Source organism: Streptomyces sp. NPDC028308 (genome assembly GCF_055565855.1).
In genome coordinates this window covers 185,654-203,101 of sequence record NZ_JBVHTO010000016.1, presented here as the reverse complement: position 1 = coordinate 203,101, position 17,448 = coordinate 185,654, and the positions used below count along the sequence as shown (strand labels likewise).

The window sequence follows — 17,448 nt, the reverse complement described above, 5'->3', positions numbered from 1 at the left end:
GTCCCGCGGGGGTCAGGCGGCGCCGTAGTCGGCGTCGACGACCTCGGCCAGGTCGAGCGGTGTGGGGTAGGCGAAGACCAGGGAGACGGGGACGTCCGCGCCGATCGCCTCCTGGAGGCGGCCGGTGATCTGGAAGGCGGTGAGCGAGTCGCCGCCCGCCTCGTAGAAGTCGGTGTCCGCGGTGAGGTCGGGCAGGCCGAGCACGTCCTGGAAGATGCCGACGAGGAGGTCGACCGTGGTGAGGGACGTCGCGGCGGTGGCGGTGTTCGGGGTCATGACGTGTGCTCCTTCGCGGGGGTGGCGGGATACGGGCCGGTGTACGGGTCGGGGTGGGTGGGGTGCAGGCGGGCGGGGGTGTTGCCGCCCGAGACGATGGCCACGGCCCGTTCGCGGCGGCCGGCGCGCAGCGCCCCGGCCAGCGCGACGGCTCCGCTGGGTTCGGCGTGGACGCCGTGCCGGTGCAGCAGGGCGGTGGCGGCGAGGATCTCGGCGTCGCCGACGGCGATCAGGTCGTCGACGCGGTCGCGGATGATGGGGAAGGGGACGTGCCCGGGGCACTGGCCGCGCAGCCCGTCCGCGACGGTGGTGCTGGGCGGCAGCCGGACGGGGCGGCCGGCGGCCAGGGAGCGGGCGTAGCGCGGGGTGAGGGCGGGTTCGACGCCGACCACCCGGACCGGGTGGCCGGTGGCGGCGAGGCACACGCCGGCGAGGAGTCCCCCGCCGCCGGTGGGGACGTAGACGGTGTCGGTGCCGGGGGCGTCGGCGAGCAGTTCGCTTCCGGCCGTGCCCTGTCCGGCGACCACCAGGGGGTGGTCCGAGGAGGGGATGAGCAGGGCACCGGTTTCCTGCGCGAGGGCGCGGGCGCGCTCCTCGCGTTCGGCCACGGCGCCGCCCGCCTGGAGGGTCTCGGCGCCCAGTGCCCGGATCGCGGCGGCCTTGGCGGGGGAAGCGCCTGCGGCGAGGACGACGGTCAGCCGGATGCCGAGGGTGCGGGCGAGTACGGCGAGGGCGATGCCGTGGTTTCCGGAGGAGCCGGTGACGACCCGGTCGGCGCCCAGGGCGAGGACGGCGTTGGCGGCGCCGCGCGTCTTGAACGAGCCGCCGGATTGGAGGTGTTCGGCCTTCAGCAGGAGCCGCGGGCCGTGCGCCGCCGTCGCCGGGCCGCGCAGCAGGGGCGTTCGGACGATGTGGGGGGCGATACGGGTGGCGGCGGCTTCGAGGTCCGCGGGGCCGAGACCGGCGGGGCCGGGCGCGTGGGGGCCGCGGGGGGCGGGGCCGGGGTGCCGGCGGGTGGTGCCGGCGCGTGTGTCGCCGGTGCCCGGGCGCAGGCCGGTGGCGGTCATCGGGTGCTCCCGGCGGCCAGCCGGCGGCGGTCCGCCTTGCCGCCGCGGGTGGTGGGCAGCGTGTCCAGGCGCTGGAAGCGGCGCGGCATCAGATGGGGCGGCAGCGACCGGGCGAGGTGGCCGCGCAGGGCCGCGTCCGTGATGTCGGCCAGGTCGCCGGTGACGTGGGCGAGCAGGTGGACGCGCCCCCGGTCGTCGGTGTGCGAGGTCACCACCGCGCCTGTGACTCCCGGGTGGCAGAGCAGGGCCCCCTCCACCTCGGCGGGGTCGACGCGGTAGCCGCGGATCTTGACCTGCCGGTCGGTGCGGCCGGCGTAGTGCAGTCCTTCCTCGTCCCACCAGCCGAGGTCGCCGGTGCGGTAGAGGCGGGCGCCGGGCGGGCCGAAGGGGTCGGGGACGAAGCACTCGGCCGTGCGGGCCGGGCGCCCGCCGTAGCCGCGGGCCAGTCCCTCCCCCCCGATGTACACCTCGCCCACCGTGCCGTGGGCGACCGGGGCGAGGTCCGCGTCCAGGATCCGCAGGACGGCGCCGGCTCGGGGCACGCCCACCAGGTCGGCGGACGGGTCGGGCTCGGCCGGCACGCTGTGGCGGGTGGTGGTCATCGTGCACTCGGTCGGGCCGTACTGGTTGACGAGGCTGCCGGGTACGAGCGGGCGCCCGCCGGCGGCGAGGAAGGGCCGCAGCGACTCGCCGCTGGAGGCGACCAGGGTGACCCCGGCGAGCGGATCGGTGAGACCCGGCGTTCCGGCCAGGTGTGAGAGGAAGGAGGGGGTGACGCTGAGCAGGGCCGTCACCCGGTGTTCCCGGACGGTGCGGGCGAACTCCTGGGGGCGCAGCAGCCGGGCCCGGTCCACGATCACCAGCCGTGCTCCGGCCAGCAGTGGGACGAAGGTGTCGCGGATCGAGGCGTCGTAGCCCAGGGGCGCGGTCTGCAGGGCGACCGTGCCTGGGCCGAGGCCGAACGCGTGGGCGGTGTCGCGCAGGTAGGCGTCGAGGGAGCGGTGTTCGATCAGGACGGCGCTGGGTTCCCCGGTGCTGCCGGAGGTGTGGCTGACGTAGGCGAGGGCGCGAGGGTCGGCCGCGGGCGGCGGCGGGGCGGTCGGGGGTGCCGGGCGGTCCAGCAGGACGGTGGGCACGCTCTGGCCGAGGAGGGAGGCGTGCGCGGACGTGGTCAGCAGCAGGCGGGCGCCGGCGCTGCGCACGAAGGCCGCCAGCCGGTCTCGGGGCTGTCCCACGTCCAGGGTGAGGAAGGCGGCGCCGCAGCGCAGGACCGCCGCCATGGCCGCGACCGCGTCGGTGCCGTGCTCGACGGCGATGGCGCACACCGTCTCCGGGCGGGCGCCGTGGGCCTGCAGGAGCCGGGTGAGCTCCTCGATGCGGGCGGCGAGGCGGGCGTACGTCACGTCACCGGCGGGGGTGGTCAGCGCGATGCGCTGCGGGGTGCGGGCGGCGTGCGCGGCGATGTCGTCGGCGATCGTGCGCATCAGTCCTCCCCCACGGTGACGGTCTGGTCGACGGCCACGAAGCGCAGCTCCGAGGTGTAGCGGCGGCCCTCGTCGTCGGTGAGCCAGGCCTGCTCGGGGGTGGGCAGCATCTCGCTGACCTTCAGCCGTGCCGCGGGGTCCTTGCGGGCGAGCCTGCGGGCCGCCTTGGCGAGGATCGTCGTGTACACGGGGCTGTCGAAGTCGACGTAGAAGGGGCGGGGTTCGGTCGGGGAGACGACGAACACGAACCGGGGCAGCTCGTGCCGGCGCTGGAAGTGCCGGGCCCGGACGAAGCGGGCGGCTTCCGTCTTCTCGTCGGCGAAGTCGACCTCCGTGACGGGCAGTTGCCAGGTCTCGCGGGCCACGATCATGCGGTCGATGGTGATGCGCGGGGTGTGTTCGCCCTCGGGGCGCAGGGTGAAGCGGTCCATGACGCGCTGGGTGAGGGTGTTGGCGTAGACGTCGAGGAGGTCGTGGGCGGTGCCGTCGGGCAGCACGGCGGTCAGCCGGCCGTCGCGTTCCTCCACCAGGACGTCGGCGCTCAGCACCGTGCGGGGGCGGTACGGGTCGCCGGTCTGGTCGACCAGGGTCACGTAGTGGTCCTCGGGGCGGTCCAGTGAGGGCCGGCTGCGGGTGGACCACTTCAGCGGCAGTTCCTTCGGCAGCGTGGGCAGCAGGCGCGGGCCGGGGAAGTCGCGGGTGGTCTCGTCGAGCAGCTCGTCGCGGTCCGGGTGCTGGTGGACGAACAGGGAGGCGCCCATGGTGTTGAGCGCGCAGTGCATCTCTCCGAGGACGAGCTGGACGTCGCCGCGGGCCAGGGCGGCGTCGTCCTCGGCGATGACCAGGACGTCGGGGCTGATGTACCGGGCCAGGGACCAGCCGTCGCCCGGTTCGTCGAACTCCTGGCGTACCCGTTCGGCCAGTTCGCCCGTGCTCAGCCGTACCCGGCGCGCGCCCGGCGGAAGGTGGAGGATGCGGGCCCACTTGGCGCGCAGTTCGGCCTGGGCGGCGTCGATCAGGTCTCCGGCGTCGGGGTGCGGGGAGGGCAGGGTGTGCAGCCACAGGGTGGCGAGGTCCACCGGTGCGCCGCCGGCGCGCAGGCGGTCGTACACGGTGTGCAGACGGCCGCGGACGGCTTCGGCGAAGCGGTTCGTCATCCAGCGGGCGGCGGTCAGGCACAGTTGCAGGGGTTCCAGGTGTGCCAGCAGTGCGGCGCCGGCCGTGGCCGTGGCCGACCGGCGTGCGTCGGAGTACACCAGGCCCCGGCAGGGGGCGGTGCGTTCGCCCTTGGCGCGCTGGGCCTCGCTGTCGGTGAGCGCGGCGAAGTCGGCTTCCAGGGCGGAGATCGCGGCGGTCAGCGCGCCGGCGTCGAAGCGGGCGGCGCGTACGGCGTCCCGGCCGCGTTCCAGGACGGCGAGGCTGTCCAGCGCCCGCTGCCGGGCGGCCTGGTCGGGGACGCGTTCCAGGATGCGGCGCAGGGCGCGGTCGGGGTGGGTGGCCGCGGGCACCTCCAGCCGCCAGTGCACCCAGCGCCGGGTGAGCAGCTCGCCGACGGTGTGGGCCACCTCGTCGGCGTCCAGGCCCAGTTCGGCGGCGATGGCGTCCGTGTGCCGGGTGCCGTCGCAGCGTTCCAGTACGGCGAGTTCGCGTGCGCCGATGGGCTGTGCGGGGCGTCCGGGGACCCGTACCCGGCCGTCTTGGCAGCGTACGAAGGACACCCGGCGCGGCGGGATCCAGCGCATCAGTTCGCGGTCCTCACCGAGCACCTTGGCCAGGGCGTCGATGGCCCAGCCGGAGAAGTACACCTCCTGCGCGGCGAGGAATCCGTCGCCGGCGTCCACGGCGACGGCGTCCGGTGCGGACAGGTCCCAGCGGCCCCAGCCGACGGGGCCGAAGAAGCCGATGGTGTCGTTCTTGACGCAGAACCGCTGCCAGTAGTGCGCGACCAGTTCCTCGCGCTGGCGCGGCATGCTGCTGCGGCTGTCCACGCCCGGTGTCCAGCGCAGGAACGGGGCGATGCCGGTCCGCAGGACGGCGGGGTTCTGCCAGGCGAGGGCCGCCTGGAAGCGGGGCTGGGCGGCCACCTCCTGGAGGTGGCGGGCGGTGTGTACGGCGGCGGCGGACAGTTCCTCGGTGAAGGCCTGCCACTCGGGCCCGGACAGGTCCGTGCCGGGGCCGAACTTGTCGGCGGCCTCGGCCAGTCCGGGCGGGGCCAGGCGCAGCACGCCGTCGGCGGGGAAGCCGGGGCCGCGCAGCGCGAACTGGTCCCACAGCCGCCAGCCTCCGCCCGGCAGCAGGACAGGTGCGTGCTCGTCCGACATCGCGTGCTCCTTCCGGAAAGGGGGGGTGCGCGGGGGTTCCTCTGCCCGGCCGGGCGGGTGCCGCCGCCGGGATGCCGGGCGCCCCGGCCGCAGAGCACGGTCCCGCGCCGGGACCGTGGCTCACCAGAGAAGATCCGGCAGCAACGCACGCCGCCGGTACGGCGCGTTCGTCCCTGACCCGGCGCGGCGGGTTCCGGGCACGCTGGCAGCGTCGGCCCCTGACCTGTGGCCGGCCCCATCACCTGCGGGAGGTTCACCGTGACGCAACCCAACTCCGCGGCCGGCGCGGGCGGCGAGACACCGCGCCCCGGCACCGACGAGGTGTACCTCGTGGTGCGCAACGACGAGGAGCAGTACTCGATCTGGCGGGCGGACCGTGAGGTGCCCGCCGGCTGGTACCCGGAGGGCCGGCGCGGCAGCCGGCAGGAGTGCCTGGACCACATCGGCGTGATCTGGACGGACATGCGCCCGCTCAGCCTGCGCCGCCGGCTGGCCGGGGCAGATGTCTGAGGGCCGTCCGGGCCGGCTCCTGTCGCGGCCTGCCCACGGTCCCCCGCAGGGGGCGCCACCGGAACGGCTGTGCCCGGCCGTGCTGGACCTGTCCGCGCTGCCCGACCGGACGCACCCGGCGGGCCCGCGGGCGTTGCGGGGACCGCTGGAGCTGTACCTGGCCCAGGTCGGCACGCAGGACGAGCGGGCGCTGCGGCGCGCGCGGGAGTTGCTGGACGCGGAGGAGCGGGCGCGGGCGCGCGCGTTCCGGCGCGACCGGGACCGCGACGCCTATGTGGTCGCGCACGCGGCGCTGCGCAGTGTGCTGAGTGTGCTGCTGGGCATCCGCGCCGAGGCGTTGCCGCTGATGCGTGAACCGTGCGCCGGCTGCGGCGGGCCGCACGGCCGGCCGGCGCTGCGCACGGCCGGGGTGCACTTCTCCCTGTCGCACAGCGGGGACCTGGTGATGGTGGCGCTCGCCCCGGCGCCGGTCGGTGTGGACGTGGAGGGGCTGGCCACCGCGCAGGCGGTGCTCGGCGCGCAGTCCGCGCTGCACCCAGGGGAGGCGCGGGAACTGGCGCGGCTGCCCGCGCACGAGCGGCCGGCGGCCTTCACCCGGGCCTGGGTGCGCAAGGAGGCCTACCTCAAGGGCCTGGGCACCGGGCTGGTGCGGGATCCGGCGCTCGACTACGTGGGCACCGGGCCGCGGCCGGCGGCTCCGTCGCCGCAGTGGACCGTGCGGGACGTCCTGGTCCCCGCGGGGTACGGGGCGGCGGTGGCCCTGCGGGCACCGTGAGGGCGCCCCCGACAGCACTCACAGCACGGCGGGGACCGGTCATCGGACCGGTCCCCGCCGTGCTGTCGGGGTGCTCCCCCGCGAGGTACGGGCCGGCAGTGCGCTCTTCACGGCTTCCCCCCTTCCCGGCGCGCGGGACCGCGCTACGATCACGGTCGTGAGCGGTGCTGAACCGACCATCCTCGCCACGTCCGGAGGCCACCGCGTCGGCGCGCGGGCCCGGGTCCTCTTCGATGCTCTGGTCCACCACGCGGTGCACCTGTCCGGCGTGCACGGCAGGCGCCCGCGCATCCTGTACGTCGGCACGGCGGTGGGGGACGCCGAGCACGTCGCGGCGCGGATGGCGGAGGCCGCCCGGATCGCGGGCTTCGACCTCACCCCGCTGCACCTGTTCCCCATGCCGAACGTCGACGACGTCGAGGGCACGGTCCTCGACCACGACGTGGTGTGGGTGATGGGCGGCTCGGTGGCCAACCTGCTCGCCGTGTGGCGGGTGCACGCGCTGGACGCGGTGATGCGGCGCGCGTGGCGGGCGGGTGTGGTGCTGGCCGGGGTGAGCGCGGGTTCCATCTGCTGGTTCGAGGGCGGTGCCACGGACTCCTTCGGACCCGAACTGCGCCCGGTGACCGGGGGTCTTGGCCTGCTTCCGTACGGCAACGGCGTCCACTACGACTCCGACCCGGGCCGGCGTCCCCTGATCCACCGCCTGGTCGCCGACGGCACCTTCGCCAGGGCCCACTGCACCGATGACGGGGTGGGCCTGGTCTACCGGGGCACCGAACTGGCCGAGGTGGTGGCGGAACTGCCGGACAAGGCCGCCTACGTGGTGCGCCGGGACGGCGAGCGGGTCGTGGAGGAACGGCTCGTACCGCGGCTGCTGCCGGCGCCCGCGTTCTGACGGCCCGCTCCCGCCGCATGCGCACGGTGCGGCGTTCGTCCGCCCCGCGTTCGGCCCGCCCCGCCCTCACCCCTGTGCCGAGTGCCGGACACGGCAACGGGGTGGGGCGGGTGGAGCGCCCGGGCGGCGCTCTTGACGCCCGGCGTCATGCGGCTCGCCCCCCGGCCCGGCGCCCTGGCGTGCGTCAGACGAGGCCGTGGCGCACGGCCTGCGCGACCGCGTGGGCCCGGTTGCGGGCCTGCAGACGCCCCATGATCTCGTAGATGACGTTCTTGACGGTGTGTTCGGAACAGTCCAGCAGGCGGGCGATGCCCGCGTTGGCGTGGCCCTCGGCCAGCAGGCGCAGCACGGACATCTGGCGGGCCGTCAGGGCCGGGGGCCGCACGTCCGCTACCGGTTCGCCGCCGCCGGGAGTAGCGGTCAGCAGGTGGGAGAGTTCCGGGTAGGGGATGCTCGGATGGGGGTGGGCGGCGCGGCGTACCGCGGCCGCGAGGGTCTCCTCGGTGAGGTCCGCGGTTTTCAGGACGACGGCTCCGGTGCGCAGGGCCAGCAGCAGGCCCGGGCGGCTGACGGTGTCGCACACGAGCAGCAGCCGGCCGGCATCCCGCCCGCCGCGCAGAGCCTGTTCGGCGTCGGCGGCCACGACCACGACCACGCTCCCGGTCCCGGCGGGCCCGTGCTCGGGCTCGCAGGCGAAGCCGGCGCGGCGGGCGAGGGAGCGGACGCGGTCCGCGCCGCGCGAGGGCGTGATACGCAGGACCGGGCGCGAAGGGAGCGTGCCGGGCGTGACCTGGGTGGCCGGCGCGGGGGGCGCGGGGGGCGCGGGCGGGGCGATCAGGGTGGCCGTCACAGCATGCCTGCCCGCAGCGCGTAGGCGACCGCGTGGGCACGGTTGCGCAGCCTGAACCGCTGGGTGATGTCGTGGACGACGGTGGTGACGGTGCGCGGCGAGTAGGCCAGCTGCTGGGCGATCTCCGCTGTCTCGTGCCCGTCGGCGACCAGCCGCAGCACCGAGCGTTCCCGGTCCGAGAGCATGCCGTCGGCCCAGCCGCCCGAGCCGTGCCGGGTGTTCGCCGGACGCTCCAGGATCTGTTCGAGCAGCTCGGGTGGCAGGGTGCAGTCGTCCCGGGCGGCGGCCAGCACCGCGTGGTTGAGACGGGAGGCGTCGGCGTCGCGGCGCAGCAGCAGGCCGCGGGCGCCGGCGGCCAGGGCGTGCAGGGCGTCGCCGGAGGCGAGGGCGGCGACCACCAGGACGACGGCGGGGTGCTGCCGGTGGGCGCGGGTGGTGCGCACCATGTCGAGTTCCGCGGGGCCGAGCCGGTCCACGGTCAGGACGGCGACCCGGGCGTCGCCGGGCTCGCACACGCTCAGCTCGGGGCAGGCGAGCAGGGTACTGCGGGTGCCTGCCTCCAGCACCGGGTCGAGCGCGACCACACCGACGGGTAGGGGTGCTCCCATCTGCTGCTCCTTGAAAGGTCGTCCGCCCCGTCATGAGCGCTGCGGGCGGTCTGGGGTACTGCGCCCACCGTGCCGTGGGCGGCGGGGCGCGGGCATCGGTAGCCGGTCCCCACCTTTCCCGCGGGGCGGGCGGCCCTGTCCCCCGTAAGGCCGCCTCCCGGGTGCGGTGTGCGGCGGCCGGCGGCGGGCAGGGCGAGCCGCGCGGTGTCCGGGGCGTACGCGCGGGGGCGGGAGGACGGAGGGGGGCGGGGGTGCGCGCCCTCGGGAATGGGGGTGTGCCCGGGTGCGACCCGCAGGAAGTGCGGGCGCGGGCCCGTGAAGTGGGGGGGTGCAGCGGGCCGTACCGGCGTGCGCAGGCGTAAGTGCGGCGCTCCCCCGGTCCTGTCCGGGGACGCCGGGATCCCGGTTCGACCTGCGTGTTTCCCCGTCCGGGGGCGTCTGCGCGCACGCGGTACCCACCGGTGGGGCGCAGCCCGCGCAGAATATGGGGGCCGCTTCCCCATGTGGGGGCCGCAGGGGGTCTGCGAACTTCTTTCCCGTGACCGAGACCACCAGCCTCCCGACTCCCCGGAGCGCCTGCCTGCCACTCGCCTGGTGGGCTCCGGCGCTGTCCCTCGCGGAACGGCTCGCCGCCCCCGGACTCCCGGTGGCGCCCGCCGCTCCGGGGGCCACCGGGCGCGCCCCCTGGGCCGCCGGTGACGCGGAGGGCTTCGCCCTGCGGCTGGCCCACCTCGGGGTGGACGGCGCCACGGCGGCGGCCCTGGCGGCGGAGCCCGCCGAGCGGCTGGCCGCCCGGACGGTGAAGCCCCGCTGGGCGGCGTACGTGGAAGCGGTCCTGGACGCGGACGCCGAGGACACGGCGGAGCCGGTGGTGCCCGGTGAGGGACCCGATGCCTTCGCACCGGTCGTACGCCCGGTCGTCGCCGCGGCCTCCGCCCGGCTCGCCGAGCTGCTGCCCGGCGTCCCGGCTGCCGAACGAGCCGTCTGGCGGGGCGCGTTCGAGTGCCGGCTGACCCACCACCTGGTCCGGCAGGCCGCCCGCACGCTGGTCCACGAGCTCGACCTGGCCCGGCGCGCCCGGCGCCTGAGCGGCGCCGGCCCGCGCGAGCGGTTCGCCTCCTTCGTCGCCGCCGCCGGCACCCGCCGGGGGCTGGGCAGCCTGTTCGCCGCCTACCCGGTGCTCGCCCGGATGCTCGGGCAGAGCGCGCTGGACGCGACGGAGGCGACGGCCGAACTGGTGGCGCGCTTCCACGCCGACCGGGACGCCCTGACCACCACCCTCCTCGGCGGTCGCGCCCCCGGGGCGCTCACCGGGGTCGACCTGGGCCGCGGAGACGCCCACCAGGGCCACCGGTCCGTGGCGGTCCTGCACTTCGCGAGCGGCGAGCGGCTGGTGTACAAGCCCCGGCCGCTCGACCAGCACGCCCTGCTCGACGACCTGGTGGCCTGGCTCAACGCCAAGGTGCCCGGCCTGGCGCTGCGCACTGCGCGCAGCCTGCGCCGGAACTCGTACGGCTGGCTGGAGTTCGTCGAGCACCGCTGGTGCCGGTCGGTGGCCGAGACCGACGCCTTCTACCGGCGCCAGGGAGCGCTGCTGGCGCTGCTCTACGCGGTGGACGGCGCCGACATGCACTACGAGAACGTCATCGCCTGCGGTGACCAGCCGGTCCTGGTGGACGCCGAGACGCTCCTGCACACCGGGCTCCCGCAGCCCATGACGGCGGGCGCCGACCCGGCCGCCGACGCCCTGCACGCCTCCGTACACCGCACCTGTCTGCTGCCCCACCTGCTGATCGGCGAGCACGGGGCGCTGGACATCTCGGCGCTCGGCCGGTCCACCGACGGCACTTTCCCGAGCGAGGGCCTGCACTGGCAGGACAGCGGGCGGGACACCATGCGGGCCGTGCGCGCGCCGCTGCTCAGCCCGGCCGCGCAGAACCAGCCGCTGCCCGCCGGGCGCCCGCTGCAGGGCGCCGACCACCGGGCGGCCCTGCTGGAGGGCTTTCGCACCGCGTACGCGGCGATCGCCGCCGACGGCGGTGAACTGCTCGGCGAGGACGGCCCGCTGGCCTCCCGCGCCGGCAGCCCGGCCCGGCTCATCGCCCGTTCCACCCGCCTGTACACGACGCTGCTGGAGGAGTCCGCCCACCCCTCCCTGCTCGGCGACGCGCTCGCCCGGGAGAGCGTGTTCGCGGTGCTGTGGACCGAGTCCGAGCACGACGAGGTGCGCCGACGGCTCATCGAGCACGAGACGGCGGACCTGTGGCGGGGGGACGTCCCCCTGTTCGCGCACCGGCCGTCCGGTACGGGGGTCCGGGCGGCCGACGGCACCTGGCTGGCGGGAGTGCTGCCGGTGGCGAGTCTGGCGGCGGTGCGGGAGAAGATCGCCCGGATGGACGAGGTCGACTGCCGCGACCAGGAGTGGATCATCGCGGCCACGCTGGCGGCACGGGGCACCGGTTCGCCGCTGGACCGGCCCCGCTCCGAGCTGGCGGTGGCGCCGGTACCGGCGGTGGCGCCCGAGGCGTCCCGGCTGCTCGCCGCCGCGTGCGGGATCGCCGACGAGCTCGCGGCCCGCGCGGTACGGGACGGCGGCCGCACCAACTGGCTCGGTCTGGAACGGGTTTCCGGCCCGCACTGGGCGGTGCTGCCGATGGGCGCCGGGCTCGCGCAGGGCTACTGCGGGGTCGCGCTGTTCCTCGCGCACACGGACGCGCTGGTCGGGGCCGGCCGGTACGCCGACCCGGCCCGCGAGGCGGTCCGGCCGCTGCCCGGCCTGCTGAAGGCACTGGCCTGCGACCCCGAGCTGAGCGCGGCGGCGGGGCCCGGCGCCTACGACGGACTCGGCGGCATCGTCTACGCCCTGGTGCGACTGTCGGGGCTGCTCGGCGAGGACCTGACGGGCTGTCTGCCGGACGCGCTCACCGCGCTCGGCCACGCCGTCGCGGCCTGCCCCGACCCGGGGCTCGCCGGCGGCACGGCCGGCGCCCTGGCGGCCGCCGTCGCGGCGCACGAGGCGACCGGCGATCCGGCGGCACTGCGGCTGGCGGACACGGTGGCGGACCGGCTGCTGACGACGGTGTCCGGCGCCGCGCAGGGCATGGCCGCGACGTACACGGCCGCCGGCCTCACGGGCAGCGCCGCGGACGCCGGCGTCGCGGGGGCCGTGGCGGCCGGTGTGCGCACCGGAGTCGCAAGCAGCGCCACCGGCAACGGCGGGCACACCGCGCGCACGGACACGGACGGCACCCCGGCGATCGACCCGACCGGTCTTGCGGGCGGGGCCGTGGCGGCCGGCGGGCGCACCGGGTTCGCGGACGGGGCCGCGGGGATCGGGTGGGCGTTGCTGCGGTACGCCGCCCGGCGGCCCGGACGTGCCGCCCGGCACACGGGGGCCGCCCACGCCCTGCTCCGCGCCGCGCTCCGGGGCGCGGGGGCCGCGCCCGCCGACACGTCCTGGGCCGACGGGCTCGCGGGCGTGGCGGCCGCCGCCGCCCGCCTTCCCGCCGCCCACCTTCCCCCGCGACCGGGTGCGCCCCGGCCGGCGGAGCGGCTGGCGGACGCCGAGGTACGCCCGGACCTGAGCCTGGGACAGGGCACCCTCGGCACGCTGGAGGCGCTGGCCGTCCTCGCCGGACAGGGCGACGCGACCGCCGCCGAGGCACTGAACCGGCGCAGCGGTCAGGTGCTCGCCCTCGTCGAGGCGCAGAGCCACCGATGTGCCACCCCCGATCACGTCCCCTCCCCCGGGCTGCTGACCGGACTGTCCGGCATCGGCTACGGACTGCTCCGCCTGGCCCGGCCCGAACACGTGCCGTCCGTCCTGCTCCTGGGACACCCCGGCCACTGACCGACCCACGTACCTGCGCTCCTCGGCACCACGGCACCGCTCCACCTCACACCGTGCGCATCCGCACGGGACACCAGAAGGGGATCACCGTCATGGACAAGCACCTCGCCACCACCGCCGCCGACGTCACCGAGACCGCCGCCGACGAGCAGGACGCGGCGGGCGGCGTCACGCTCAAGGGCCGCAACCGCGCCTGCGCCCGGGCCCGCGTACTGGCGGGGATGGTCCTGACCAGCGGCGTCGTCATCACGCTGAGCACCCTGGACACCTCGGTCTCCGCACCGAACTGACGGCCAGTCAGTACCGACACCGCGTGCGGCGCGGGCCCGTTCGCCGGGTCCGCGCCGCCGTGCTGCGTACGGGAGCCGGTGACGGAAGCGGCCGGGAGAGACCGGGAGCGGGCGACCTGCCGCAGATCAGGATATTCCGATTATCATCTGCGTCCATGCGTTCCCATGCGCCATCCCTGGTCGGGCGGGACCCCCAAATCGCCCTGCTCGAACGTGCCTTGACCGAGGCGAGGCAGGGACGCGGCGGTGTCGTCTTCCTGGTCGGCGAGGCCGGTGTCGGCAAGTCACGGCTCGCGGCGGAGGCGGTGGGCCGGGCGCTGGACGCCGGGATGCGCGTCCTGCGCGGCCGCAGCAGCACCACGGGGCCGGCCGTGCCGTTCCGTCCCCTCACCGAGGCGCTGATGTCGCTGTTCCGCGGCGGCGAGCCCATGGACGACCTGCCCCTTGGCCCCTACCGCCCCGTCCTGGGGCGGCTGATCCCCGACTGGGACACCGGGGAACGCGAGAGCAGCTCCATGGTCATCCTGGGCGAGGCGGTGCTGCGCCTGCTGACCGCCGCCGGGCGCGGGCAGGGCCAGCTGCTCCTGCTGGAGGACCTGCACGACGCCGACCCCGAGACGCTCGGGGTCCTGGAGTACCTGGTGGACAACCTGGAGTACTCACCCGTACTCCTGCTGGCCACCGTGCGCACGGACTTCAGCGAGGCGCTGGACCTCGCGCAGTCCGCCCGCCGGCGCGGCGTCGCGGCTCTGGTCGAGCTGCCGCCGCTGACCCGGCCCCAGGTGCACGGCATGATCGCGGCGCAGCTCGGTGCCGAGGGCCCGGACGAGGTGCCCGAGGCGGTCCTGCAGCGGCTGTGGGAGGACAGCGCGGGCAGCCCGTACCTGGTGGAGGAGCTGCTGCAGTCGATGATCGGGGCCGGGACGCTGGTGCAGGGGCCGCAGGGCTGGCGCGCGGTCGGAGATCTGCGCAGTGACGTTTCCTCGACGCTGGCGCGAGGCATTCTGCGCCGCATCGACCGGCTGGGCGCGCAGGGCCTGACCCTGTTGTCGGCCGCCGCCGTCCTTGGCCGGCGCTTCCCGCTCACCGTGCTGCAGCGTATGACCGGCGTCGACGACCGGGCCCTGCTCAGCCATCTGCACGCGGGCGTGGCGGCGCGGCTGGTCATCCCCGACGAGCCGGCTCCGGACTGGTACGCCTTCCGGCACTCCCTCACCGTGGAGGCGCTGTTCACGCAGATGACGCCGGGTCAGCGGGCGGAGCTGGCCCGGCGGGGCGCGGAGGCGGCCGAGGAACTGCACCCCGGCCTCGGCGGCGACTGGTGCGCGCTCGCGGCCGGGCTGCGGTGCGAGGCCGGGGACCGCATCGAGGCGGGGCTGCTGTTCGCGGAGGCCGGCGGCCGGGCCCTGGCGGCGGGCGCGCTGGGCTCCGCCGTGACCCTGCTCAGCAGCGCGGAGGGCCTGCTGGCCGAGGCCGGTGATCCGCAGGCGCGGGCGGAGGTGCTGGAGAACCTGCTGCCGGCCCTCGCGGAGGCCGGTGACTTCGCCCGCGCCTTCGAGCTGGCCGAGGACCTGCACGTGCTGAGCGGGTCCGGGCTGAGCCCGGCGCGCCTGGCCGCCCTGCACACCCGGCTGGCCAAGGTCGCCCACACGGCGGGGCGGTGGAGCGACGGCAACCGCCAGATCGTGCGTGCCCGCCAGATGCTGGCGAGCGCGCCGGACGAGGCGACGGCCGCGGCCGTCGACGTCACGGCCGCCTATCTGGCCCTGGACACCCCGGGGCCGGACCGCACCCAGCACGCGGAGAAGCTGGCCCGCTCGGCCGCCGACACCGCCGAGCGGTACGGACTGCCCGTCGTCGCCTGCCAGGCCAGCGAGCTGCTCGCCACCGTGGCCAGGGAACGGGACCCCCAGGAGTCGCAGGCGATGCTCGAACAGGCCCTCGCCACGGCGGAACGCCATCGCCTGCCGCTGCAGCGCATGTACGCGGCCACCCGCATGGGCGGCAACGCCTGGCTCGCCGAGGGCGACACCTCGGGTCTGCTGGCGGCCCGCGCGGAGGCGCTGCGGCTCGGCTCGGTGCACCTCGTGCACACCGTGGACGGCATCCTCGTGCTGGACGCGGTGCTGCGCGGCGACTACGAGGGCGCCCGGGCGGCCGCCGCCGAATGCCTGGCCGTGGTACGGCGCCTGCGGCTGGCGCCCGCCGTGCGGTACGTCCTGATGGCGCAGTCCGTCCTGGAGGCACACCGCGGGGACCGTACGGCGATGTTGGCGGCGCTCGCCGCGTTCACCGAGTGGGACGGTGCCGGCTCGCAGGAGGAGCCGCTGTGCCTGGGTCTGGCCCGCGCCTTCTGCGCGCTGCTGGAGGAGGACCGCGAGCTGGCCCGTGCCGAGCTGCGGGCGGTGGTGGCGCTGGAGGCGGACAACCCCTCCACCTACCACCTCAGCGGCACCCATGGCCTCGTCCTGCTGCTGGACGTGCTCGCCGGGGACGCGGACCGGGCCCGGCACGACGAGGTCACCGCCACCGCCGTCGCCCGGATGCGCTGGAACCGGCAGTTCGTGCTGCTCGCCGACGCCGTGCTGCTCGGCCGGGAGGGGGCGGGCGCGCGCGCCGCGGCGGCGGTGGAGTCGGCGCTGGCGCTGGCGCAGCCGTACCCGCTGGCCCAGCACCTGGGCCTGCGGCTGATCGCCGACGCGGCGCACCAGGACGGCTGGGGTGATCCGGTGGGCTGGCTGCGGCGCGCCGAACACCACTTCCACGAGCGGGACACGGCGGCCGTGGCGGGTGCCTGCCGGGCCGCGCTGCGCCGGCTCGGCGCTCCCGTGCACCAGCACCGCACCGGAACCAGCGGCATTCCCGACCAGTTGCGGGCGCAGGGGGTGACCGTGCGGGAGTTCGAGGTGTTCCGGCTGCTCGCGGAGCGGCTCGGCAACAAGGACATCGCCGACCGGCTGTTCATCTCGCCCCGTACGGCGGAGAAGCACATCGCGAGCCTGATCACCAAGACGGGGGCGGCCAACCGCGCGGACCTGTGCGCGCGGTCGGCCGCCCTGCGGTCCTCCTGAAGCCGGGTTAGGTCGTGTCCGCGAAGTCCCGTCGTCCGCCCGGAGGACGGGTTCCGCGGCGTCTGGTGCGTGCTCTCGGTGCGCGGGGCGGAGTCCCTCGTACTGGGTGTACTCGGGGCTTCGCCCGGTGCGGCGAGAGTGCGTGCCAGGCGTCGCGGAACAGGCGGGACTTCGCGGACACGGCCTAGCGCATCTCGCGTACCGCGGGTGAGGCGAGGACCGCGAGGCCCGTTGCGGCGAGGACGGCGGCCACCACCGCGAACAGGGCGAACGTGTCGATCCGTGCCAGTGCACCGCACGCGATCAGTGACAGTGGGGCGGCCGCGTAGCCGAGGACCATGTCGACGGAGACGACTCGGCCGAGCACGTCCTGCGGGATGTTCCGCTGGATCCAGCTGAGTCCGAACACGCCCTGGAATCCGATGGCGAAGCCCATGGCGAGCACGGTCGCCACGACGGCCGCGGTGCTGTGCACCAGGCCCAGTACGGCCATTCCGGCGCCCAGCCAGCCCGCGAGAGCGGCCACCAGCAGGCCCACCCGGGGCCGGCCGCCGAGCGCGCCGCCGGCGAGCGTGCCGAGGATCGCGCCGCCGGCGAGGGATCCGTTGAGCACGCCGAGTGTGGCGGAGCCGCCCCGCAGCACCTGGTCGGCGAGGGTGGCGAAGCCGACCGTGAAGGGCCCGGCGTAACAGAAGTTGACGGCGGTGTCGAGGGCGACGATCGTCCGCAGCCGGGGGTCGCGGAAGGTGTAGGTGACACCCTCGCGGATGCGGATGCCGAGGGGTGTGCGTTCTTTCGCCGCGCCGGTCTGCGCACGGCCGGCGCCGGGGCGGGTGCGGATGCTCGCCACGCACCAGCCGCACAGGGCGAAGCAGACGGCGTCGACGAGGAAGGCGACCGGCGCGCGGGTGACGGCGATGACCACACCGCCGACGGCGGGTCCGATGACGGCGGCGGTCCGGGCGCCGGTGCCCAGCAGCGCGTTGGCCGCGGTGAGCAGGTCCTTGTCCACGACGGAGGGCAGGATGGAGACGCGGGCGGGCTGGAAGAAGGCGTCGACGGCGCCGAAGGCGGCGGCCGCCGCGCACAGCGTCCCCACCGTCAGCTGCCCGCTCAGTCCGGCGAGTCCGACGCCCGCCATCAGTGCCGCCCGGGTCCAGCTGGAGGCGACCATGAGGGTGCGGGTGGACCAGGAGTCGCCGAGGGAGCCGCCCACCAGGGTGAGCAGTGCGCGGGGTACGGCCTGGAAGGCGAGGACGTAGCCGAGGGCGAGGGTGGAGCCGGTCAGTTCGAGGGTGATCCAGGAGAAGGCGACGACGCTGAAGCCGTCGCCGAGCAGGGACAGCGACTGTCCCAGCCACAGGAGCTGGAAGGGCCGTTGCCGGGCCGGTGCCCACAGCCGGGGACCGGCGTCGGCGAGAGTGGTGGCCATGGGGTGCCTTTCGTCG

At 76.0% G+C, this 17,448-nt stretch carries 13 protein-coding genes; 6 read left to right on the top strand and 7 right to left on the bottom strand.

Annotated elements, in window-relative coordinates:
* Positions 1–12: 12 nt before the first annotated feature.
* The 4 genes from ACZ4VA_RS34080 to ACZ4VA_RS34065 are packed head-to-tail and all read right to left on the bottom strand — an operon-like array spanning position 13 to position 5,148.
* Complete coding sequence (locus tag ACZ4VA_RS34080) at positions 13–276, bottom strand: acyl carrier protein (protein ID WP_356240234.1); 264 nt, start codon at positions 274–276, stop codon at positions 13–15.
* Positions 273–1,343 (bottom strand): threonine ammonia-lyase, encoded by a 1,071-nt coding sequence (locus ACZ4VA_RS34075; RefSeq protein WP_468083835.1) that lies wholly within the window; start codon positions 1,341–1,343, stop codon positions 273–275. Before ACZ4VA_RS34075 ends, ACZ4VA_RS34080 begins: the two co-directional genes overlap by 4 nt.
* On the bottom strand, positions 1,340–2,827 hold the full coding sequence (locus ACZ4VA_RS34070; protein ID WP_356168946.1) for an amino acid adenylation domain-containing protein: 1,488 nt from the start codon (positions 2,825–2,827) through the stop codon (positions 1,340–1,342). The genes ACZ4VA_RS34075 and ACZ4VA_RS34070 overlap by 4 nt, the downstream gene beginning before the upstream one ends.
* A complete protein-coding gene (locus ACZ4VA_RS34065; RefSeq protein ID WP_356240242.1) occupies positions 2,827–5,148 on the bottom strand; it encodes a lantibiotic dehydratase in 2,322 nt (773 codons plus the stop codon). The genes ACZ4VA_RS34070 and ACZ4VA_RS34065 overlap by 1 nt, the downstream gene beginning before the upstream one ends.
* A 258-nt stretch (positions 5,149–5,406) precedes the next feature.
* On the opposite strand from ACZ4VA_RS34065, the gene ACZ4VA_RS34060 reads away from it, so the two are divergent.
* The 3 genes from ACZ4VA_RS34060 to ACZ4VA_RS34050 all read left to right on the top strand — a co-directional run bounded on the left by ACZ4VA_RS34060 (position 5,407) and on the right by ACZ4VA_RS34050 (position 7,331).
* A complete protein-coding gene (locus ACZ4VA_RS34060) occupies positions 5,407–5,658 on the top strand; it encodes an MbtH family protein (RefSeq protein WP_388905634.1) in 252 nt (83 codons plus the stop codon).
* A gap of 79 nt (positions 5,659–5,737) precedes the next feature.
* Positions 5,738–6,433: a 4'-phosphopantetheinyl transferase family protein gene (locus ACZ4VA_RS34055; RefSeq protein ID WP_389391888.1), complete on the top strand. Its 696-nt coding sequence runs from the start codon at positions 5,738–5,740 to the stop codon at positions 6,431–6,433.
* Positions 6,434–6,590: 157 nt separating this feature from the next.
* The gene (locus ACZ4VA_RS34050) at positions 6,591–7,331 is read left to right on the top strand and encodes a Type 1 glutamine amidotransferase-like domain-containing protein (RefSeq protein WP_356168954.1); all 741 of its coding nucleotides are present in this window, start codon (positions 6,591–6,593) and stop codon (positions 7,329–7,331) included.
* 184 nt (positions 7,332–7,515) lie between these two features.
* On the opposite strand, the gene ACZ4VA_RS34045 is transcribed toward ACZ4VA_RS34050, so the two are convergent.
* Both ACZ4VA_RS34045 and ACZ4VA_RS34040 read right to left on the bottom strand, forming a co-directional pair.
* On the bottom strand, positions 7,516–8,181 hold the full coding sequence (locus ACZ4VA_RS34045; RefSeq protein ID WP_468083831.1) for a response regulator transcription factor: 666 nt from the start codon (positions 8,179–8,181) through the stop codon (positions 7,516–7,518).
* Positions 8,178–8,789 (bottom strand): helix-turn-helix transcriptional regulator, encoded by a 612-nt coding sequence (locus ACZ4VA_RS34040; protein WP_356168960.1) that lies wholly within the window; start codon positions 8,787–8,789, stop codon positions 8,178–8,180. Before ACZ4VA_RS34040 ends, ACZ4VA_RS34045 begins: the two co-directional genes overlap by 4 nt.
* Before the next feature lie 538 nt (positions 8,790–9,327).
* Here ACZ4VA_RS34040 and ACZ4VA_RS34035 point away from each other — a divergent pair.
* From ACZ4VA_RS34035 to ACZ4VA_RS34025, 3 genes are all read left to right on the top strand, one after another.
* Positions 9,328–12,639 carry a type 2 lanthipeptide synthetase LanM family protein gene (locus ACZ4VA_RS34035; protein WP_468083829.1) on the top strand — a complete coding sequence of 1,104 codons (3,312 nt, stop codon included), beginning with the start codon at positions 9,328–9,330 and terminating at the stop codon, positions 12,637–12,639.
* A 53-nt stretch (positions 12,640–12,692) separates the two neighbouring features.
* A complete protein-coding gene (locus tag ACZ4VA_RS34030; RefSeq protein WP_355794254.1) occupies positions 12,693–12,929 on the top strand; it encodes a hypothetical protein in 237 nt (78 codons plus the stop codon).
* Between the two features lie 155 nt (positions 12,930–13,084).
* Complete coding sequence (locus ACZ4VA_RS34025) at positions 13,085–16,000, top strand: helix-turn-helix transcriptional regulator (RefSeq protein ID WP_356168966.1); 2,916 nt, start codon at positions 13,085–13,087, stop codon at positions 15,998–16,000.
* A 184-nt stretch (positions 16,001–16,184) separates the two neighbouring features.
* Here ACZ4VA_RS34025 and ACZ4VA_RS34020 read toward each other — a convergent pair whose 3' ends face one another.
* On the bottom strand, positions 16,185–17,432 hold the full coding sequence (locus tag ACZ4VA_RS34020; RefSeq protein WP_468083827.1) for an MFS transporter: 1,248 nt from the start codon (positions 17,430–17,432) through the stop codon (positions 16,185–16,187).
* Between the last annotated feature and the right edge of the window lie 16 nt (positions 17,433–17,448).

What these genes read in the sequence shown, in the direction of transcription:
- ACZ4VA_RS34080 (WP_356240234.1), bottom strand. Translation starts at nt 276, where the DNA reads ATGACCCCGAACACCGCCACCGCCGCGACGTCCCTCACCACGGTCGAC.
- ACZ4VA_RS34075 (WP_468083835.1), bottom strand. Translation starts at nt 1,343, where the DNA reads ATGACCGCCACCGGCCTGCGCCCGGGCACCGGCGACACACGCGCCGGC.
- ACZ4VA_RS34040 (WP_356168960.1), bottom strand. Translation starts at nt 8,789, where the DNA reads ATGGGAGCACCCCTACCCGTCGGTGTGGTCGCGCTCGACCCGGTGCTG.
- ACZ4VA_RS34070 (WP_356168946.1), bottom strand. Translation starts at nt 2,827, where the DNA reads ATGCGCACGATCGCCGACGACATCGCCGCGCACGCCGCCCGCACCCCG.
- ACZ4VA_RS34065 (WP_356240242.1), bottom strand. Translation starts at nt 5,148, where the DNA reads ATGTCGGACGAGCACGCACCTGTCCTGCTGCCGGGCGGAGGCTGGCGG.
- ACZ4VA_RS34025 (WP_356168966.1), top strand. Translation starts at nt 13,085, where the DNA reads ATGCGTTCCCATGCGCCATCCCTGGTCGGGCGGGACCCCCAAATCGCC.
- ACZ4VA_RS34020 (WP_468083827.1), bottom strand. Translation starts at nt 17,432, where the DNA reads ATGGCCACCACTCTCGCCGACGCCGGTCCCCGGCTGTGGGCACCGGCC.